Source organism: Dietzia sp. 2505 (assembly GCF_040546785.1).
Taxonomy (GTDB): Bacteria; Actinomycetota; Actinomycetes; order Mycobacteriales; family Mycobacteriaceae; genus Dietzia.
The window spans coordinates 89,304-106,567 of sequence record NZ_JBEPON010000003.1 but is presented as its reverse complement, the minus strand read 5'-3'; the positions used below and the strand labels follow the sequence as shown (position 1 = coordinate 106,567).

The 17,264-nt window shown below is 70.2% G+C and carries 19 protein-coding genes; 9 read left to right on the top strand and 10 right to left on the bottom strand.

Translation table 11 applies throughout. From position 1 onward, the window contains the following. Positions 1-859: 859 nt before the first annotated feature. Both ABIE38_RS07375 and ABIE38_RS07370 read left to right on the top strand, forming a co-directional pair. Complete coding sequence (locus ABIE38_RS07375) at positions 860-1,561, top strand: type 1 glutamine amidotransferase domain-containing protein (protein ID WP_354054971.1); 702 nt, start codon at positions 860-862, stop codon at positions 1,559-1,561. A gap of 52 nt (positions 1,562-1,613) precedes the next feature. Continuing rightward, the gene (locus ABIE38_RS07370; RefSeq protein WP_354054969.1) at positions 1,614-2,465 is read left to right on the top strand and encodes an alpha/beta fold hydrolase; all 852 of its coding nucleotides are present in this window, start codon (positions 1,614-1,616) and stop codon (positions 2,463-2,465) included. 16 nt (positions 2,466-2,481) lie between these two features. Here the strand turns inward: ABIE38_RS07370 and ABIE38_RS07365 are convergent, their stop codons facing one another. Beyond that, the gene (locus tag ABIE38_RS07365) at positions 2,482-3,465 is read right to left on the bottom strand and encodes a bile acid:sodium symporter family protein (RefSeq protein WP_354054967.1); all 984 of its coding nucleotides are present in this window, start codon (positions 3,463-3,465) and stop codon (positions 2,482-2,484) included. A 72-nt stretch (positions 3,466-3,537) separates the two neighbouring features. Here ABIE38_RS07365 and ABIE38_RS07360 point away from each other — a divergent pair, with 72 nt between their 5' ends. The 3 genes from ABIE38_RS07360 (at position 3,538) to ABIE38_RS07350 (ending at position 4,798) form a co-directional block, all read left to right on the top strand. Next, positions 3,538-3,921, top strand: coding sequence for a YidH family protein (locus tag ABIE38_RS07360; RefSeq protein ID WP_354054965.1), 384 nt, complete (start codon positions 3,538-3,540; stop codon positions 3,919-3,921). Further along, positions 3,918-4,289, top strand: coding sequence for a DUF202 domain-containing protein (locus tag ABIE38_RS07355; RefSeq protein ID WP_354054964.1), 372 nt, complete (start codon positions 3,918-3,920; stop codon positions 4,287-4,289). Before ABIE38_RS07360 ends, ABIE38_RS07355 begins: the two co-directional genes overlap by 4 nt. Before the next feature lie 101 nt (positions 4,290-4,390). Next, positions 4,391-4,798 (top strand): hypothetical protein, encoded by a 408-nt coding sequence (locus tag ABIE38_RS07350; protein ID WP_354054962.1) that lies wholly within the window; start codon positions 4,391-4,393, stop codon positions 4,796-4,798. Between the two features lie 7 nt (positions 4,799-4,805). Here ABIE38_RS07350 and ABIE38_RS07345 read toward each other — a convergent pair whose 3' ends face one another. The 3 genes from ABIE38_RS07345 to ABIE38_RS07335 all read right to left on the bottom strand — a co-directional run bounded on the left by ABIE38_RS07345 (position 4,806) and on the right by ABIE38_RS07335 (position 6,633). Next, positions 4,806-5,384: a hemerythrin domain-containing protein gene (locus ABIE38_RS07345; protein ID WP_354054960.1), complete on the bottom strand. Its 579-nt coding sequence runs from the start codon at positions 5,382-5,384 to the stop codon at positions 4,806-4,808. A 149-nt stretch (positions 5,385-5,533) separates the two neighbouring features. Further along, positions 5,534-6,106, bottom strand: a complete 573-nt coding sequence (locus ABIE38_RS07340; protein ID WP_354054958.1) for an SdpI family protein — start codon at positions 6,104-6,106, stop codon at positions 5,534-5,536. Beyond that, on the bottom strand, positions 6,103-6,633 hold the full coding sequence (locus ABIE38_RS07335; protein ID WP_354054956.1) for a MarR family winged helix-turn-helix transcriptional regulator: 531 nt from the start codon (positions 6,631-6,633) through the stop codon (positions 6,103-6,105). Before ABIE38_RS07335 ends, ABIE38_RS07340 begins: the two co-directional genes overlap by 4 nt. Positions 6,634-6,729: 96 nt before the next feature. On the opposite strand from ABIE38_RS07335, the gene ABIE38_RS07330 reads away from it, so the two are divergent. Together ABIE38_RS07330 and leuS are read left to right on the top strand one after the other, a co-directional pair. Continuing rightward, positions 6,730-7,227 (top strand): DoxX family protein, encoded by a 498-nt coding sequence (locus ABIE38_RS07330; protein WP_354054954.1) that lies wholly within the window; start codon positions 6,730-6,732, stop codon positions 7,225-7,227. 256 nt (positions 7,228-7,483) lie between these two features. Then, on the top strand, positions 7,484-10,495 hold the full coding sequence (leuS, locus tag ABIE38_RS07325) for a leucine--tRNA ligase (protein ID WP_354054952.1): 3,012 nt from the start codon (positions 7,484-7,486) through the stop codon (positions 10,493-10,495). A 40-nt stretch (positions 10,496-10,535) separates the two neighbouring features. On the opposite strand, the gene ABIE38_RS07320 is transcribed toward leuS, so the two are convergent. From ABIE38_RS07320 to ABIE38_RS07310, 3 genes are read right to left on the bottom strand one after another with little or no spacing between them, the layout of a single operon-like run. After that, positions 10,536-10,916: a hypothetical protein gene (locus tag ABIE38_RS07320; RefSeq protein WP_354054950.1), complete on the bottom strand. Its 381-nt coding sequence runs from the start codon at positions 10,914-10,916 to the stop codon at positions 10,536-10,538. A 2-nt stretch (positions 10,917-10,918) separates the two neighbouring features. After that, positions 10,919-11,815 (bottom strand): SDR family NAD(P)-dependent oxidoreductase, encoded by an 897-nt coding sequence (locus ABIE38_RS07315; protein WP_354054948.1) that lies wholly within the window; start codon positions 11,813-11,815, stop codon positions 10,919-10,921. Continuing rightward, positions 11,812-12,354 carry a nuclear transport factor 2 family protein gene (locus ABIE38_RS07310; RefSeq protein ID WP_354054947.1) on the bottom strand — a complete coding sequence of 181 codons (543 nt, stop codon included), beginning with the start codon at positions 12,352-12,354 and terminating at the stop codon, positions 11,812-11,814. The genes ABIE38_RS07315 and ABIE38_RS07310 overlap by 4 nt, the downstream gene beginning before the upstream one ends. A gap of 24 nt (positions 12,355-12,378) precedes the next feature. On the opposite strand from ABIE38_RS07310, the gene ABIE38_RS07305 reads away from it, so the two are divergent. Continuing rightward, complete coding sequence (locus ABIE38_RS07305; protein ID WP_354054945.1) at positions 12,379-12,813, top strand: nuclear transport factor 2 family protein; 435 nt, start codon at positions 12,379-12,381, stop codon at positions 12,811-12,813. 50 nt (positions 12,814-12,863) lie between these two features. On the opposite strand, the gene ABIE38_RS07300 is transcribed toward ABIE38_RS07305, so the two are convergent. Beyond that, positions 12,864-14,237 (bottom strand): lipase family protein, encoded by a 1,374-nt coding sequence (locus ABIE38_RS07300; protein ID WP_354054944.1) that lies wholly within the window; start codon positions 14,235-14,237, stop codon positions 12,864-12,866. 397 nt (positions 14,238-14,634) lie between these two features. On the opposite strand from ABIE38_RS07300, the gene ABIE38_RS07295 reads away from it, so the two are divergent. Beyond that, the gene (locus tag ABIE38_RS07295; protein ID WP_354054942.1) at positions 14,635-15,357 is read left to right on the top strand and encodes a hypothetical protein; all 723 of its coding nucleotides are present in this window, start codon (positions 14,635-14,637) and stop codon (positions 15,355-15,357) included. 14 nt (positions 15,358-15,371) lie between these two features. Here the strand turns inward: ABIE38_RS07295 and ABIE38_RS07290 are convergent, their stop codons facing one another. Together ABIE38_RS07290 and ABIE38_RS07285 are read right to left on the bottom strand one after the other, a co-directional pair. Next, a complete protein-coding gene (locus ABIE38_RS07290) occupies positions 15,372-16,259 on the bottom strand; it encodes a hypothetical protein (protein WP_354054941.1) in 888 nt (295 codons plus the stop codon). Between the two features lie 17 nt (positions 16,260-16,276). After that, entirely contained in the window at positions 16,277-17,146 is an 870-nt protein-coding gene (locus ABIE38_RS07285) for an alpha/beta fold hydrolase (RefSeq protein ID WP_179523966.1), read from the bottom strand. Between the last annotated feature and the right edge of the window lie 118 nt (positions 17,147-17,264).

The window sequence follows — 17,264 nt, the reverse complement described above, 5'->3', positions numbered from 1 at the left end:
CTTTCCTTGATTCTCTGGAACGTCAGCCGATGGTCACGTGCTTCGGCTGCACGACTGGTGGTGGCTGCACCGGGATCAACGGGATGGTGATGGCCGGCGGTGCGGGCGGTGGCGGAGGAGCGGGTTCGGGTGGCGGCGCTGGAACGGGCGCAGGCGCCGGCCGGTAGGCCTGCCTGTGTGGTGTTGGTGGCGGTGCCGGGGCGACTCCAACGGTCGCGGCGGCCTCTGCCGGGACGGCACGAACGGCGGGCACCTCGGAGGTGGCCGATGCCAAGGGCTCCCTCGCAACCGAGGCGGTCGACGTGGCCGGCCTGGGCGGCGGCGGAGTCGTCGTCGAGGACCGGGCAGTGGTGGCTGTGGTGGTGGTCAACCCTGCCTGGGCGACCGGAGCCCCGGACGACGCTTCATCCACGACTTCGGTCTGCCCAGCTGTGAGAGCAGCGGCAGCGGCCCCCGCGGTGGCGCCGAGGAGCGCCAGTCCGACGAGCGCAAGCGATGCTGTCCTCGGACTCCTCGCGTTATCGCCGCTCATTCCGCCCTCCCGGTCACTCGAACGGAGCACTGTGCTCGCTCGCACACGAGCCACTCAGCTCGTGCGGCGAGAACGTTAAGGGGAAGCTTTCGGAGCCGACAATTGCTTCGTCGACTAAGAATGAGAGGGTGGATGCAGGCCGTTGAACTGCTGATACATCGTCAACATCGCTGTTATTCGAATTGCTGCTGGTGGAGAGCGCGAAAGCCTCTGGGGTCGCTCGGTCGGAGGGTTGGAGAGTATTTGCTTATGGAAAGCACTCTGTGACGGGGAACACCGCAGACGCGTTCAGTTGCGGTTCAGCGTGTCCTCCGTAGGGTCGCGGCCATGACCAGCGTTCTCATGATCCTGTCCGCCGCCGACCACTGGACGCTCAAGGACGGCTCCGCGCACCCCACCGGTTTCTGGGCCGAGGAGTTCGTGACCCCCTACGAGGTCTTCACCGGAGCCGGCTGGTCCGTCACCCTGGCCACGCCCGGGGGCCGCGCCCCCACTGTCGACCAGGCGAGCCTCGGCGAGGGGGCCGGGGATCCGGAGACCCTCGAGAAGGTCAAGGCCTCGCTCGACGAGCTCGCCCCCGTTCTGAACTCGCCCGTCGACCTGGCGTCCGTGGACCACTCGGAGTACGACCTGGTCTTCTACCCCGGTGGCCACGGCCCGCTCGAGGACCTGGCCCGCGACCAGACGTCCGGGGCGATCCTGACCGAGCGCGTGAGCGCCGGAAAGCCCGTGGCACTGCTCTGCCACGCCCCCGCCGCGGTTCTGGCCGCGTCGGCGGACCCGGCCTCCTCGCCGTTCGCCGGCTACCGGATGACCGGTTTCTCCAATGTCGAGGAGGAGCAGGTCGGTCTGGCGGCCAACGCCCCGTGGCTACTCGAGGACAAGCTCGTCGAACTCGGCGCGGACTACTCGTCGGCCGCCGAGCCGTGGGGTTCGTACGTCGTGGTGGACCGTAACGTCTACACCGGCCAGAACCCGCAGTCGTCCGCAGAACTGGCCGAGCGGCTCGTCGCTGACTTCGCAGGCTGAGCCGGGGCGACGCGCCCAGGGGTCCGTAGGGGAACCGTAACGGGGGATCGAGATGCCTCATATCGTCGACAGCAACGCCCTCATCGGCGGCCACCGCGTCGCCTACGGCGTTCACGGGGCCGGGGAGCCTGTGGTGCTTGTGCACGGCACCCCCTCGTCGTCATACATCTGGCGGAACGTCGTTCCCCGGCTCGTCGACGCCGGGTACCGCGTGCACGTGTTCGACCTGTTGGGGTACGGCCTGTCGGAGCGCCCGCGGGACCCGGCCGTGGACACATCGATCACCGGCAACGTCGCGGTCCTGGACGGGCTGCTCGACCTGTGGGGACTGGACTCGTTCCACCTGGTCGCCCACGACATCGGCGGCGGCGTCGCCCAGCGATTCGGGGTCCGTTCGATCGAGCGCCTGCGCACTCTGACCCTGATCGACGTGGTCAGCTTCGACACCTACCCTTCCGAGCGGACCCGGCAGCAGATGGCAGACGGGCTGGAGGTGTTGGCGAAGAAGCCCGACGGCGAGCACCGCGAGCACTTTCGCGAGTGGCTGCTGTCCACGCACAGCGATCCCACGGGCTTCGACCCGGAGGCCCTGGACGTGTACGTGGACTTCATCAGCGGACCGGTCGGTCAACCGAGCCTGTTCCAGCACCAGGTAGCGCACTACGACCCCGTGCACACCATGGAGATCAGCGACAGGCTGCACACACTGGGGCAGATCCCGGTCCAACTGATCTGGGGTGCGGACGACACCTGGCAGGTGATCGATCACGCCCACCGGCTCCACCGGACGATCCCGGGCAGCGACCTCCACGTGATCGACGACTGCGGTCACTTCGCGCCGGAGGAACGCCCCGCGGAGGTGGCGGCGGCGGTGCTGGGGTTCCTGGACCAGAACCGCTCCTAGCGGTATCAGGCCCGCCTCACGCGGCGGTTGCCTCGGTTCCCTCCGCCCGGCCGTAGTGCCCCGCCAGCCACGCACACACGATCAGCTGGACCTGGTGGAACAGCATCAGGGGGAGCACCAGGAGTCCGACGGGCTGGCCGACGAACAGCACTGCGGCCATGGGCAGCCCCGTGGCCAGGGACTTCTTGGAACCGCAGAACTGCACGACCCTTTTGTCGCGGTCGGCGAACCCGAGCGCGCGGGAGATCAGCCCGGTCAGACCCAGCACCACCGCGAGCAGGACGCAGCACGCGGCGATCAGCCACGCCAGCTGGGCCGGCCCGACCCTCGACCAGATGCCGTCGGCGACCCCGTCGGAGAACGCCGCGTAGACGATCAGGACGATCACCGACTTGTCGAACAGCGCCAGGCGCTTGATCCTCGTGGTGACCGGCAGGACCCACCGCCTCAGCAGCTGGCCCAGAACGAACGGCAGCAGCAACTGCAGGGCGATCTTCCCGACCGAGTCCCACGTGATGACGACCGATCCGTCCCTGGTCATGAGCGCGAGGACCAACAGGGGAGTGATGATCACACCGAGCAGATTGGACACGGACGCGGAGACCACGGCAGCGCTCACGTGGCCGCGGGCGATCGCGACGAACGTGATCGAGGACTGCACGGTCGACGGCACGAGCGTGAGGAAGAGGAAACCGGCGGCCAGAGGCTCACCGAGAACCGGCGTGAGCGCCCACCTGCCCAGGAGCCCCAGGGCCGGGAACAGCAGGAACGTCGCGGCCAGCACCACCGAGTGCAACCTCCAGTGCTTCACACCGGCCAGCAGTTCACGGGGTTCCAACCGGGCACCGTAGAGGAAGAACAGGACGGCGATCCCCACGGTGGTGACCCAACCGAGCGCCGTCGCCGCGCCTCCGGTGGCCGGCAGCACCGCCGCCACCACGACCGCGGCGAGGATCGCCACGATGAACGGCTCGATCCGGAGGCGACGCAGAAAGCTCATCAGCCCATTTGATCACCCCGGTGCGCAGCAGGTCCGCACGAGGCCCGCAGGGGCGGCCGATAGGCTCAGGGAATGACAGAGCAAGTCGGACAGGGGTGGCGGCCCAAGTCGCTGCGGGACGGTGAGGAACCGGACCCGCGGTTCACGCTCGCCAATGAGCGCACCTTCCTGGCGTGGATCCGGACGAGCCTCGGCCTGATGGCAGGCGCCGTGGCGATGGAGGCCTTCGCCGGCGACGAGATCCCCGAGATCATCCGGACCCCGCTGGCCTGCGTCCTCCTCGTGATGGCGGCACTGCTGGCGACCGTGTCGTTCCGACGCTGGATCCGGATCGAGGCGTCCATGCGCCACAACAGGCCGCTACCGGTCCCGCAGGCGTCGATCCTCCTGGTTCTGGGCATCGCGACCGGTGCGATCCTGCTGGTCGTCGCGATCCTCGGCGGCACCATCGCATGAGCGCAGGCGCCCCGCGGCGGCGGATCGGCGTGCGACCGGAGGCCGTCCCGCCCGATGCCGGGCTCCAGGCCGAGCGCACCAGCCTGTCATGGGCGCGGACCTGGGCTGTGGTGACCGTCAACATCATCCTCGTGGCCAAGCTGATCGCCGAGACCTCGTGGGTGTGGGCGGCCGTCTTCGCGACCCTCATCGTGGTGCCGCTGCTCGCGCTGCTCAGGGTGCAGCTGCACCACGAACAGCGGGTGGGGCGGTTCGTCCGGGGCGGCGAGGTCCAGCAGACCCAGGCCCGATACAACATCGGCCTGGTGGCGATGGTGCTGGTGATGGCCGGGTGCGGCCTCACCGCCGTCCTGATCCGGGTGCTGTAGGACGGCGGCGCGGCCGTGGACACGGTGTTCCGGCGCCCGGCCACCGCCTAGTCTGAGCTGCCAGAGATCACGATCTCAGATGTCGGGTGAGGAGTACACGCGTGGATGACCACCACTGTCACAGCAGACGGAGCGATTCCGTCCGAGCCGGGGCGGTTCGTCAGTGGGTTGTGGTGGTCGCGCTCGCCGGGCTGGGCGTAGTCCTCGTGGTCGCCTCGTCCTTCGCCGCACTGCGGCCGATGGACGGGGTCACGTTTCTCAGTGGCGCGACGGTCCCGTGTGGCTCTGTGGTGGACCCGGTGGAGAACCCGGGCTCCGACGCGCACGGTTCGGGTCCCCTGGTCCCGGGCGAATTCCCCACCACGCCGGAATCGCTGGCTCTCTACGCGGAACGGTGTGACAGCGAACGCGAGAAAGGAACGCTGACGGCGGTGTTACTCCTGATCCTCGGCTGCGTATCCCTGGGCGGGGCCTCCTACCTGTTCATCCGCATGATGAGGGCCCGGTAGCCGCCGGTCAGGTGTTCTTGAGGCGACCGCTCAGGGCGTCGCGGAGTCGATCGACCATTCCGACACCGGGCCCCAGCGTCATGTGGAACAGCTCGGAGTGCGGGGAACCGGGGTGCGGGCGGGTGGGGGCGATCTTCTTGGCCGCCTCGACCTTCCGGCCCAGGTCGAGCAGGTCCTCGGCGGAGACGGCTGCCCGCAGCTTGGGGAACTGGTCGCTCTCCTCGTCGTCCGCGTGATGATCGAGGAGTTCCTTGAAGCGCTTCACGGTGGCGATGAACTCGGCGCTCTCGGAGTCCAGGCCCTCGAGCTCCTTCATCACCTCTTCGATCTCCTGGTGCTCTTCCTTGTCGTGCTCGACCTCGTCGCCGCCGTCCGGGACCGCACGCTCGTAGACGGGGTAGACGAACAACTCCTCGGCCACCGAGTGCCGGGTCACCTCGGCGATCACGGAGTCGGCCAGCGAACGGCGCTCCTTGGGATCGGTGGTCTCCTCGATCATCTCGATCAGCCCGATCATCTCGCGATGGTCGGCGGTGAGGATGTCGACGACGTCCTGGTCGGACTCGGTCGTGGACTTCTGGGCCATGGCGAGCTCCTTCACGGTGTGGGTCGGGTGGACCTCTGACCGTAGGCAGCGTGCCGGGAGCGGGCCACCGGTCGGGCCGGGACGCGGGCCCCCGGACGGGCCCCCACGCGGGCGCCACGGGGGCCCCACACAGGCCTCCCCGCGGTGCGTTACCGGGTGGTGGCGTTCTCCGATTCGCACATGCCCTGCAGGGCGCAGGATCCGCAGCCGCCGGTCACGCCGCAGTCGGCGGCCGGGTCCGCGGGGTCGGCAGGGGAGTCGCCGCAGGTACCCGCGCCGGGTGCGTCGGAGCTGCCGGGGTCGCCGGCGGAGTGGCCGCCGCAGCCGCCCCCGGATCCGCAGCCGCACCCGCCCCCGTCTTTGTCCTCGTCCTGCGCGGCCTCCCAGAGCGCCGCGGCGCGGGAGCCGGCGAGGCCGGCGACGCTGAGCAGGGCGAGCGCACCCAGAAGTGCGACGACGACGACGAGGCCACCCACCCAACCCCCGATCAGCCCCACGCCCAGCGCACCGAGCAGGAGCATGAGGCCGGAGCCGAGCAGGGCGGGCCCGGCCGCGCGGTTGGCGAGCGTCCAGGCCTCGGGGGAGCGGCGGGTCTCGGGTGTGCGGACGCCCAGGACGCCGTTGCCCGGCAGTCGGCCGAGCAGTCCCAGCAGGCCGGTGACCCCGACCACCAGGGCGAGACACGCCAGGAGCACCACGACCACCACGAGCACTGCGTTCACGCCCTTGAGGGTACGCCCGCGACGGGGGATTTCCGATTCGCCTCATCCCCCGTCGGGCCCTCCCCGGTGGAACCCTCGACCAGCGCGAGAAGTCGCGCGAGTTCGCGCTTGTCCTGTGCGCTGAGCCGGTCCAGGAACTCCCGGCGCACGGTGGCGACGTGATCGGGTGCGGCCTCCCCGATCTCCCTCATGCCCTCCTCGGTGGCGGAGACGAACGCGCCCCGGCCGTCGGTGGGGCAGCTCGTCCGCACGACGAGTCCACGCCGGACCATGCGGGTCACCTGATGGGAGAGTCGGCTGCGTTCCCACTGCAGGACGTCGGACAGCGCGGTCATCCGTAGCGGGCCGTCGGCCTCGCTGAGGTACACGAGCACCTCGAATTCCGGCTCCGTCAGGCTCGACGTGGCCTTGAGGTCGCGCTGGATCGCCAGGTGAAGGCGCCCCTGGATCGCGAGGTAGTCGCGCCAGAGCGCCTTCTCCTCGACGGTCAGCCATCTCACGTGGTCGCTCGGCAGGGGATCGGTCATCACTCCACCCTACTCTCATAGTTGACACGACATCTAGTGCGGGGATAGAAGTATGTGACGCATCATCCGGATGTGTGACCCGAAAGGACCACAGACATGAGCACCACGACGACCGTCCCCTCTTCCCGTACCTCCGGGGCCGAGACCCGCCTGTTCCCCGTGTCCGGGATCGTCCGCGACATCGGCCTGCTCCTCGCCCGGGTCCTTCTCGGCGTGGTCTTGATCGCGCACGGCTGGGAGAAGCTCGTCACCAACGGCGCCGGGGCGACCGGCCAGTTCTTCGACTCCGTCGGGATCCCTGCCGCGCAGGCCGCCGCGGTGTTCGCGGGCGTCGTCGAGCTGGCCGGGGGGATCCTGCTGGTGGCGGGGCTGCTCACCCAGGTCGTCGCGGTCCTCGTCGTCGTCGTGATGTCCGGCGCCTACCTGTTCGTCCACCAGGGCGCGGGGATCTACGCCACCGACGGCGGATGGGAGCTCGTCGCCGTGATCGGGCTGGCCGTCGCGGTTTTCGGACTGGTCGGAACCGGTCGGTACAGCCTCGACGCTCTGATCGCCGGCCGTCGCGCCGCCGGGGCCCGGAGGGCGACGGCCTGACCCGGAGCGGGCCGGCGAGCGCGCATCGATAAGGCCGTTCCGCACTCACCGCACCCGCGAAACGCGTTCGGAACGCTCTTCCGGACGGGTGGGTGTCCCGGTTCCCGACGGGTTGATGCGCCGGTCCTCGTCGAGAGCCGCCCTGGTGCCCGAGGGGCGGTGCCCACACGCTGACGAGGCCGTACCCGCTCCAGGGTTTAGGCTTGAGACCGCCTGCGTGTGGGCATCGGCGAGGATCCAGGGAGAGCAGACAACCGTGAGCAGCAGCGACGAGACCGTCACCGCAGATCAGTCCGTCACCGGGACGCAGGCGGACACCGGCGCGCAGACCGAACAGGCCGGGCCCGCCCACCGCTACGGCTCCGACCTCGCCGGCCGGATCGAGTCCCGCTGGCAGCGCGAGTGGTCCGAGCACGGGACGTTCGAGGCCCCCAACCCCGTCGGCCCCCTCGCGGCCGCCGACGGGTCGCCTCCGCCCGACGACAAGCTCTTCGTGCAGGACATGTTCCCGTATCCGTCCGGCGCCGGCCTGCACGTGGGTCACCCGCTGGGGTACATCGCCACCGACGTCTTCGCGCGCTACCACCGCATGCTCGGGACCAACGTCCTGCACACCCTGGGCTATGACGCGTTCGGACTGCCCGCCGAGCAGTACGCCGTGCAGACCGGCCAGCACCCGCGGGTCACCACCGAGGCCAACATCGTCAACATGGAGCGCCAGCTCGGGCGCCTGGGCCTGGGCCACGACCGCAGGCGCGTGGTGGCCACCACCGACACTGAGTTCTACCGCTGGACGCAGTGGATCTTCCTGCAGATTCACGGCGCCTGGTATGACCCGGACGCCCCCGCCCGTACCACCGACGGCGGCGAGCACCCGACCCGCACCGGCCGCGCCCGGCCCATCTCCGAGCTGCGTGAGCAGTTCGTCTCCGGTGCCCGCCCGCTGCCGGCCGGGTTCGCCGGACGGGAGTGGTCCGACCTGACCGCGGGCGAGCAGGAGAAGGTCCTCGACTCGCACCGGTTGGTGTATCTGTCCGACTCCCAGGTCAACTGGTGCCCCGGGCTGGGCACCGTGCTGGCCAACGAGGAGGTCACCGCCGAGGGCCGCTCCGAGCGCGGCAACTTCCCCGTGTTCCGCAAGAACCTCTCGCAGTGGATGATGCGGATCACCGCCTACGCCGACCGGCTGGTCGACGACCTGGACCGTCTGGACTGGACCGACAAGGTCAAGTCCATGCAGCGCAACTGGATAGGCCGCTCGCAGGGCGCGCGCGTGCGCTTCGCCGTGGCGGAGAAGTCCATCGAGGTGTTCACCACCCGCCCCGACACCCTGTTCGGTGCCACCTACATGGTGCTCTCGCCCGAGCATCCGCTGGTCGACGAGCTGGCCGGGCCGTTCTGGCCGGAAACCGGGGAGCGCGGCCAGCTGGACGAGCGCTGGACCGGCGGACACCCGTCGCCGGCCGAGGCCGTGCGGGAGTACCGCCGCCGGGCCGCCACCAAGTCCGATCTGGAGCGCCAGGAGAACAAGGACAAGACCGGCGTCTTCACCGGCGCCTACGCCGTCAACCCGGTCAACGGCGAGCAGGTCCCGGTGTTCGTGGCCGACTACGTGCTCATGGGTTACGGAACCGGCGCGATCATGGCCGTGCCCGCCCACGACTCCCGCGACCACGAGTTCGCCACGGCCTTCGGTCTGCCGATCGTGCAGGTGGTCGCGCCGGCCGACGGGCGCGAACTGGACGTGCGTACCGAGGCGTACGCGGGCGACGGCGTGGCGGTGAACTCGACCAACGAGCGCGGGCTGTCGCTCGACGGTCTGGGCGTGGAGGAGGCCAAGGCCGCGACCATCGCCTGGCTGGAGGGCGAGGGCACCGGTGAGGGGACCGTCCAGTACAAGCTGCGGGACTGGCTCTTTGCCCGCCAGCGCTACTGGGGCGAGCCGTTCCCCGTGGTCTACGACTCCGACGGCGTCCCGCACGCGCTGCCCGACGAGATGCTGCCCGTCGAGTTGCCCGAGGTCGAGGACTACAAGCCCGTGTCCTTCGACCCCGACGACGCCGACTCGATGCCCTCCCCGCCGCTGGCCAAGGCCACCGAGTGGATGACCGTCGAGCTGGATCTCGGCGACGGCGTGCAGACCTACACCCGCGACGCCAACGTGATGCCCAACTGGGCCGGCTCCAGCTGGTACCAGCTGCGCTACATCGACCCCACGAACCCGGACGAGCTGTGCGCGCTCGAGAACGAGCGCTACTGGACCGGCCCGCGGCCCGAGATCCACGGCGAGGGCGACCCCGGGGGAGTGGACCTCTACGTCGGCGGAGTCGAACACGCCGTGCTGCACCTGCTGTACTCGCGGTTCTGGCACAAGGTCCTGTTCGACCTCGGTCACGTGACCAGCGAGGAGCCCTACCGCAGGCTGTTCAACCAGGGGTACATCCAGGCGTTCGCGTACACCGATGCACGCGGGGTCTACGTGCCCGCTGCAGACGTAGAGGAGCGGGACGGGAAGTTCTACCTGGACGGTTCCCCCGACGCCCCCGAGGTGTTCCAGGAGTACGGCAAGATGGGCAAGTCGCTCAAGAACTCCGTCTCACCCGACGAGATCTGCGACGAATACGGCGCCGACACGTTGCGCGTGTACGAGATGTCCATGGGCCCGCTCGACACCTCACGGCCCTGGGCCACCAAGGACGTCGTCGGGGCGCACCGCTTCCTGCAGCGGCTGTGGCGCGTGGTGATCGAGGAGTCGACCGGACAGGCCCGGGTGACCGAGGAGGAGCCGCCGCAGGATGTGCTCAAGGCGCTGCACAAGGCCATCGCCGGGGTCCGCGACGACTACGCGGGGCTGCGCGACAACACCGCGATCGCCAAGCTCATCGAGTACGTCAACCACCTCACCAAGGCCTACCCGACCGAGGGTCCGGGAGCGCCGCGGTCGGTCGTCGAACCTCTGGTGCTGATGGTCGCCCCCGTCGCCCCGCACGTGGCCGAGGAGCTGTGGTCGCGGCTCGGGCACACCGGGTCGCTCGCGCACGGCCCGTTCCCCGAGCACGACGAGTCCTACCTGGCCGAGGACTCGGTGGAGTACCCGGTGCAGATCAAGGGGAAGGTGCGCTCGCGCATCACCGTCGCGGCGGACGCCTCACCGGCCGAGGTCGAGGCCGCGGCCCTGGCCGACGAGAAGGTCCAGGCCAACCTCGCGGGCGCAACCCCGAAGAAGGTCATCGTGGTGCCGGGCAAGATGGTCAACATCGTCCCCTGACGCGGACCGGCCGGGGTGAGTTCCCTGCCGGGATGAGACGTCAGCCCACCTGCACGAACACCGCGGAGGACGAGCCGATCAGGTAGGTGGTGGTGATCATCCACATGGCGTAGCTGGCGAAGAGCCACGGGCGCCACCGGATGTGCTGCTGCCATCGCCGGTAGGTCTTGACGCCCGCCGTCACGGACAATGCCACCGACAGCAGTAACGGCAGGAGCACCACCTCGACGCGGTCCTGGGTCAGGCACGTGCCGCCGGGCTCCGTGCACTCCTCGCCGATGCCCCCGCCCAGCGCGACGAGCGCCACCGCGAAGATGACGACGGCCGAGGCGGAGAGCAGGACGTAGCGGATGGCCTCGTTGGCCTGGCGCTCGTTGCGCTCGAGGCGCTCGATCGGGTCGTCGAACTCTGGTGCAGACATCGCTAGCTCCCCACGAATCCGTTGTGTCCGCCGGCCGCGGCGACCTCGTCGACCGTCGTGATCCCCAGCTCCTCGTCCGTCACAGGTGGGAAGAGCGGGCCTCCGCCGAAGGCGCCCCGGTGCGACAGCGGAACCTCGCCGTCGTCGTTCGTCACCCCGTGCTCGCGACCGTACTCGGCGGTGATGATCGTGGACCCGCTCAGCGTCGGCAGCGCCGGATCCTCGGCAAGGGCCGCGATCACGCGGCCGACGAAGGTCGGGTCCTCGGCACGGTCCAGGGGGAAGCCGTTGAAGTCATCCATCCCCAGCGACAGGATGAGCTCGGTGCGGATGAGGCCGAGCCACAGCGACAGGGTGGACACGCCGGTCCCGGCGAGCTCGTGCGCCATGTCCGAGGCCATCTTGTCCAGGGCGGTCTTGCTCATCCCGTAGAGCACGGTGTGGAACGGCGAGCGCGACCCGAAGGACGAGATGTTGACCATCAGGCCCGACCCCTGCGGGACCATCACCTTGGCGGCCTCGCAACTGGCGACGTAGTGCGCGCGCAGCCCGATCCCCATCAGTGCGTCCCAGTCGCCGGCGGGCCGCTCCCAGAACTTCCCGGTGAAGCCCATGAAGCCCTTAGGGTTGGTCCACACGTTGTTGACCAGCAGGTCCAGGCGCCCGGTGTCGGCGACGATGCGGGCGACGACGGCGACGATCTCGTCGTCCCGGCCGTGGTCGCACTCGAGGGGGAGTACCCGGCCGGAGGCGCCGGACGCGGCGTCGACCGTGGCCTGCAGTCGCTCGGCCGAGCGTCCGGTGACGTACACGGTCCATCCGGCGTCGGCGAGCGCGGTGGCCACACCCTTGCCGACGCCGCGGCTGGCGCCGGTGACCAGGGCGACGCGCGCGGTCACGAGTCGGCCCCGGCGGTCGCGGCCGCCGTCTGGTCGGGGTGGACGGTGTGGACCTCGGGAAAGGTCACGGTCGCGCTGTCGAGAGAGCGCGTGACCGACCACCCCGGGGAGAACAGACACTCGGCCATCACCCAGCGACCGCTCTCCACCACGTAGACATCCGAGTACTCGCCCGTGGAGAGGGACTCGGTGCCGTTCTCCCGATCCACCTGACGGAACTGCAGCGTCCAGGTGCCGGTGGCGCGCCGCGGTGCGCCACCGTCGGCCGGGTCCTCGACAGAGATGGAGGGCATGAGGCCGTGGTGCATGTCGAGGATGCGGGGGCCGCCGTCGGAGGCGGTGGCCAGTGCGATCTGGCGGAAGATCCCGACCATCGTGTCCGGGTCGGTGCGGCCGAGCGGGCCGAAGTCCAGGAGGCCGCCCTCGGCGACGAAGCACGCCCGGAATCCCTCCGGGTCCTTGGCGTCGCAGGCCCGCCAGTACCGGTACTTGAGCTGCTCTATCGCCTGGCGGGCGCGGGATTCCTGCTCGAACTGCATGCGGGCCACGTTAGCCTAGTGGGCATGAGTCGAACACTGGTCGAGCTGTCCGATCGCTGGGACCTCCAGGACCTGGTGACCAGGTACGCGACCTGTATCGACGCCCGTGACTTCGACGGACTGGACAGGGTGTTCACCCCGGACGCCACGGTGAGCTACGAGGCCTCGGGCGGCCCCGCGGACGACTATCCGGCGGTGCGCACCTGGCTGGCGGAGATGCTGCCGATCTTCGCGTCCACCCAGCACCTCATGGGCAATCTCGCGGTGACCCTGGACGGCGACACCGCGACCGGACGCTGCATGTGTTTCAACCCGATGGCCCTGGGGCCCGTGGAGGAGAAGGACCAGCAGGTGTTCTTCTACGGGCTCTGGTACGTGCTCGGGTTCGTCCGGACCGCAGAGGGCTGGCGGATCGACCGCCTCGCGCAGGAGCAGGCCTTCCACCACAACCTGCCCTGACGGACGACGGAGGGGCCCGCCACCCGGCGGGCCCCTCGCGTGGGCCGGTGTCAGACGGTGCCGCAGGAGTTCGGGGCCGGTAGGCCGTGCACCCGGTCCATGAGGTACCGCGCGTTGGTGCCGCGCTCGGCCAGCATCGGCAGGGCGTGGTCGACCACCAACCCCGGCGCCAGAGCCGGTAGCTCGGCCGTGCGTAGCTCGACCGTGGCGCCCTGGGCGCACCACTCGCGGACCAGGTCGACCGCTGTGTCGTGGGGGACCACGTCGTCGTTCCGACCGATCAGGACCAGCGCGGGGACCGTGGGGGCCACCGCGCCGAGGTTGTAGCTCTCCAGCACCCTCAGGATCTCGGGCTCGGACCGGGCGGCATCGGCCAGCGAGTTGCCGTGCGCGGTGAACTCGCTGGTCCGGCGCAGGCCGTAGGCGAACGCGGTCTCGGCGACGCACTGCGTCGAGGTCACCTCGAGCATGCGCCGACCCTCGTCGTTGAGCTGGCGGTCGAACGCGGGACGCAGCTCGGGGTGCACCTGCAGGATCCCGTTGATGGCGTACCCGACGGCCCCGGTGAGGACGCCGCCGTCGACGCGGTCGAGGGTGCCGAGCATGTCCGACGGCGGGGCGCCGGCGGCGACGCCCACCAGGTTGAGGTCCGGTGCGTACTGCGGCTGCATCTCGGCGGCGGCTGCAGCCGCGCCTCCGCCCTGGGAGTATCCGCTCACGACCGTGGGCGAGTCGGGCGCGAGGTCGGTCCCGGCCAAGCGCACCGCGGCGCGGGCGGCGTCGAGGGCCGAGCGGCCCTGGGAGTCACGGTTGACATAGGGGTGGTGGCCGGGCGTGCCCAGGCCCTCGTAGTCGGTGACGACGACGGCGAAGCCCTCGGCGAGCATGGAGTACGCGTCGATCAGCGAGTACCCCGCCGCCATCGAGAGCGGGGCCGTCTGGGCGCTGAGCCCGACCTCCATGGACTTCGAGGGCGCGCACTGGTCGCCCTGACCCTGCGTGCCGGGCGTGACCACGGCGAGCGGACGCGGGCCGGGGCCGGTCCACGGGGCCTTGGGCTGCAGGTACGTGCCGGTCACGGCGATGGGCCCGCCCGCCGCGCCGGTCGAGCGGTACATGATCCGCTGGGCGTCGGCGGACAGCGCACCGCCCGCGACGAGGTCCGGCACGCTCGGCGTGATGCCCATGGGCTCGCTGCGGATCACCGTGCCGGGGACCGCGGGCAGCTCCGCCGGCGGGATGTAGAACTCCGTCCGGTCCGGGGCGTTGGACGAACCCTGGTCGGACGAACCCTGCGCGGCGGCCACCGGGGCCGCGCCGGTCACGAGACCCGGCGCCAGGGCCACGACCAGGCCGAGCGCGAGGGCCCCGGCGAGAGGGGACAGGCCGCGGGCGGCGGCCCGGTCCGATGACGGTGTTCTCACGTGTACTCCCATTTCGGTGCTGCCGGAACGGCTCAGCGTGCATGCCGCGCTGGACAAAACTATAACGTGTGTCCGTCTTGCTGGTGGTGCACGTCACGTCGGGGCCGCACCCCAGGGTTCGGTGCACCGAGATCGGATCGGTGGCCCCTGTCGGAGGCCGCTGTTACCGTGACGCCGTGCAGAACGACGTGCTCATGTGTTGGCGATGCGAACCCCTGTGGATCCGCGCCGCCCACTCCGCCCACGCCACCTCGGCGTAGTACGCGCGTCACGGACCCACCGGGAACGGGTGGGCCGATCATCAGTCGGGAGCACGGTCCACACCGGACCACGGTTCGGCCCCGGAAGACCACGGCCGAGACCGGCTCAACCCGACCTGATCGAGGAGAACGTCCAGGTGACCGCAAGTCCCCGAACCATCCACCTACCGCTGTCGGAATCGGACGTCCTGGTGAGCGCCCGCTCGCTGGGGGAGTACACCGACATGTTCGATCTGGACGACGCGGACCTGGGTGGGCGGATCGTCGACTGCCCGGGCGGGGCGGCCAGCGCCGTGGCGGAGATCTGCGCCGCGGGCGGGGACGCGATCGCGGTGGACCCGCAGTACGCGCTCGGTGGCGGCGACCTGAGGGAACGCGTGCTCGCGGACCTGGATCGATCGCTCGCCCACTTCCACTCCCGGGACCTCGACTACGACTGGGACGTCCGCGGTGGCGTGGTCGGACACGAATCCGTCCGCCGGACCGCGGCCGAGTCGATGCTCGCCGACCTCGACGCGGCCCCCGGCAGGTACGTCGCCGGCGCCCTCCCGGATCTGCCGCTGGCCTCCGACTCGGCCGACCTCGTCCTGTGCTCCCACCTGCTGTTCACCTACGCGGACCGGATGAGCACGGCCGATCATGTCGACGCGATCGTCGAGATGGCGCGGGTGGCCCCGGAGGTCCGCATCTACCCGCTGGTCGACCATTCGGGCACTCCCCTGCCCGAGCTGGTCCGCAGCGTGATCGCCAGGCTCAAGAAGGAACGGCTGACCAGCCGCATCGAGCCCGTCGTCCGGCCGTTCCAGCTCGCGGCCACCACGCGGTTGGTGGTGGAGCGGACCACCAACCGGCGACCCTGACGCCGGGTTCGCGCTCAGCCGGGCGTGAGGCGCAGGACCTGCTGCCCGGTGAACGGGGAGGTCTCGACGCTGGTGAGCAGAGGCTGTGGCCCGCCCACCTCGAGGGCCTGGCCGGGCTGGAACACGGTGCCCGAGCCCAGCGAGTACGCGACCAGGTCGCACATCTGTCCGTAGAGGGCGCCCGGGGGCCCGGCGACGTCGAGCCGTTCCATGTCCAGTCGGCCGAAGCGACCGAGCCCGCTGGTGTAGACGCACGAGGTGGTCTCGGACTGCATGCCCGCCCGCACCCCGACGAGGGCGGGCACCGGGAGCGGGTTGCCGGCGACCAGATCGCGGTAGGGGCCGGCCGGCAGGGTGGTGGCCGCGCCGCCGACGCTCACCGCGATCGCGCCGGGCAGGGCGGTCAAGGCGGCGGTGACCGTGGCCACCGCGAGTTCGCACCGGAGCGTCTCGAGTCTGGGGTCCAGGTACTCGGGCTCGCCCGGCTCGCCGTCGTCGCCTGTCGGGCCGAGGCGGAAGGCGGCCACGACGACCTGGGACCGATGGGTGTCCACCACACCCTCCCCGCCGTTCCAGATGGCCAGGTTCTCGGTGTACCGGGACGCCTCGCCGTCGGCCACGGGGAGGTCGAGCGGGGTGGCGACGACCGTGACGTCCTCGACCGACACGCCGGTCGCGGGATCATCATCCGTCCCGGGATCGACCTCGTAGGAGCCCTCGAAGATCTCGGCGAGGAGGTCGCCGACCTCGCGGTGGCCCGGTGCGGGACGGTCGAGCAGGACGATCGCGACCGGGGTGCTCTTCCAGGACAGGACCTCGCCGGTCCGAGGGTCCACGGTCGCGTGCGCGTCGGGCCCGGTCCGGTCCACGGCGGGCTGGTCGGGCTGCGGCGACTCGCTCATGCCCCGAGGCTAGCGGGTCAGTTGAGCAGGAAGTCGATCACCAGGCGCTCGAACTTGTCCTTCTGCTCGATCATCGCCCAGTGGCCGCAGCGCGAGAAGGCGTGGAGCTCGGCGCGGGGGAGCTGCCGGAACGCGAAGTGCGCCTGCTCGTAGGGCAGCATGCGGTCGTCGCGACCCCAGATGAGCAGCGTCTCCTGGCGGATCTGGGAGGCCCGCGCATAGAGCGGCGTGTAGGCGTTCTCGGGCTTGAGGATCGATCCGAAGATCGCGTACATCCGCTCGACGGCACCGGGGGCGGTGGCGGCCTCGGTCCGCGCGCGGATCAGTTCGTCGGAGACGACCTTCTTGTTGCCGACCATCGTGTCGACCCAGGCGGCCATGGACTCGTCGGAGGGTGAGGCCAGGAAGTCGAACAGGCGGCGCGAGCCCTCGCTGGGTTCGGGGGTGAACAGCGGTGCCGCCAGGCCTCCGGGGCCCATGAGCGCCATCTTGCGGACGCGGCCGGGGTAGGCCAGGGCGGTCTCGCAGGCGACGTTCCCACCCATCGAGTTGCCGATGATGTCGACCTTCTCGATGCCCTTGGCCTCACAGAACGCGTCGATCGCCTCGGCGGCGATCAGCGGGTAGGCCTTCTCCCACTCGAGGTCCGAGCTCCTGCCGAAGCCCGGCATGTCCAGCAGGATCGTGTGGAAGCGCTCGGCGAAGACGGGGAAGTTGCCGGAGAAGTTGGACCACGCGGTGACGCCCGGGCCGGAGCCGTGGAGGAACAGGACCGGGACCGTGCTCTCCGGCTCCGTCACGCTCTGCTCCCCCGCCTCGTGGAAGTGCAGCTCGAAGCGGCCGGCGGTGAGGGTCCTGCTGGTGGACTCGAAGTCGAGAGAGCTCATGGGTCCCACGATACTAGAACACGTTCTAGAGTCGGTCGCCTCGGCCGAAATGCGGGCGGCCTCGAAATTAAGTCAGCCGCGCGGGGAGTCCCTGAACATCCCCGCGCGGCGATGGCGT

Bases quoted from the DNA above. Each gene is read 5' to 3' on its own strand.
- ABIE38_RS07305 (WP_354054945.1), top strand. From the start codon at position 12,379: ATGAGTCGAACACTGGTCGAGCTGTCCGATCGCTGGGACCTCCAGGAC.
- ABIE38_RS07370 (WP_354054969.1), top strand. From the start codon at position 1,614: ATGCCTCATATCGTCGACAGCAACGCCCTCATCGGCGGCCACCGCGTC.
- ABIE38_RS07290 (WP_354054941.1), bottom strand. From the start codon at position 16,259: ATGAGCGAGTCGCCGCAGCCCGACCAGCCCGCCGTGGACCGGACCGGG.
- ABIE38_RS07360 (WP_354054965.1), top strand. From the start codon at position 3,538: ATGACAGAGCAAGTCGGACAGGGGTGGCGGCCCAAGTCGCTGCGGGAC.
- ABIE38_RS07375 (WP_354054971.1), top strand. From the start codon at position 860: ATGACCAGCGTTCTCATGATCCTGTCCGCCGCCGACCACTGGACGCTC.
- ABIE38_RS07345 (WP_354054960.1), bottom strand. From the start codon at position 5,384: ATGGCCCAGAAGTCCACGACCGAGTCCGACCAGGACGTCGTCGACATC.
- ABIE38_RS07365 (WP_354054967.1), bottom strand. From the start codon at position 3,465: ATGAGCTTTCTGCGTCGCCTCCGGATCGAGCCGTTCATCGTGGCGATC.
- ABIE38_RS07355 (WP_354054964.1), top strand. From the start codon at position 3,918: ATGAGCGCAGGCGCCCCGCGGCGGCGGATCGGCGTGCGACCGGAGGCC.
- ABIE38_RS07285 (WP_179523966.1), bottom strand. From the start codon at position 17,146: ATGAGCTCTCTCGACTTCGAGTCCACCAGCAGGACCCTCACCGCCGGC.
- ABIE38_RS07330 (WP_354054954.1), top strand. From the start codon at position 6,730: ATGAGCACCACGACGACCGTCCCCTCTTCCCGTACCTCCGGGGCCGAG.
- ABIE38_RS07310 (WP_354054947.1), bottom strand. From the start codon at position 12,354: ATGCAGTTCGAGCAGGAATCCCGCGCCCGCCAGGCGATAGAGCAGCTC.
- ABIE38_RS07335 (WP_354054956.1), bottom strand. From the start codon at position 6,633: ATGACCGATCCCCTGCCGAGCGACCACGTGAGATGGCTGACCGTCGAG.
- ABIE38_RS07320 (WP_354054950.1), bottom strand. From the start codon at position 10,916: ATGTCTGCACCAGAGTTCGACGACCCGATCGAGCGCCTCGAGCGCAAC.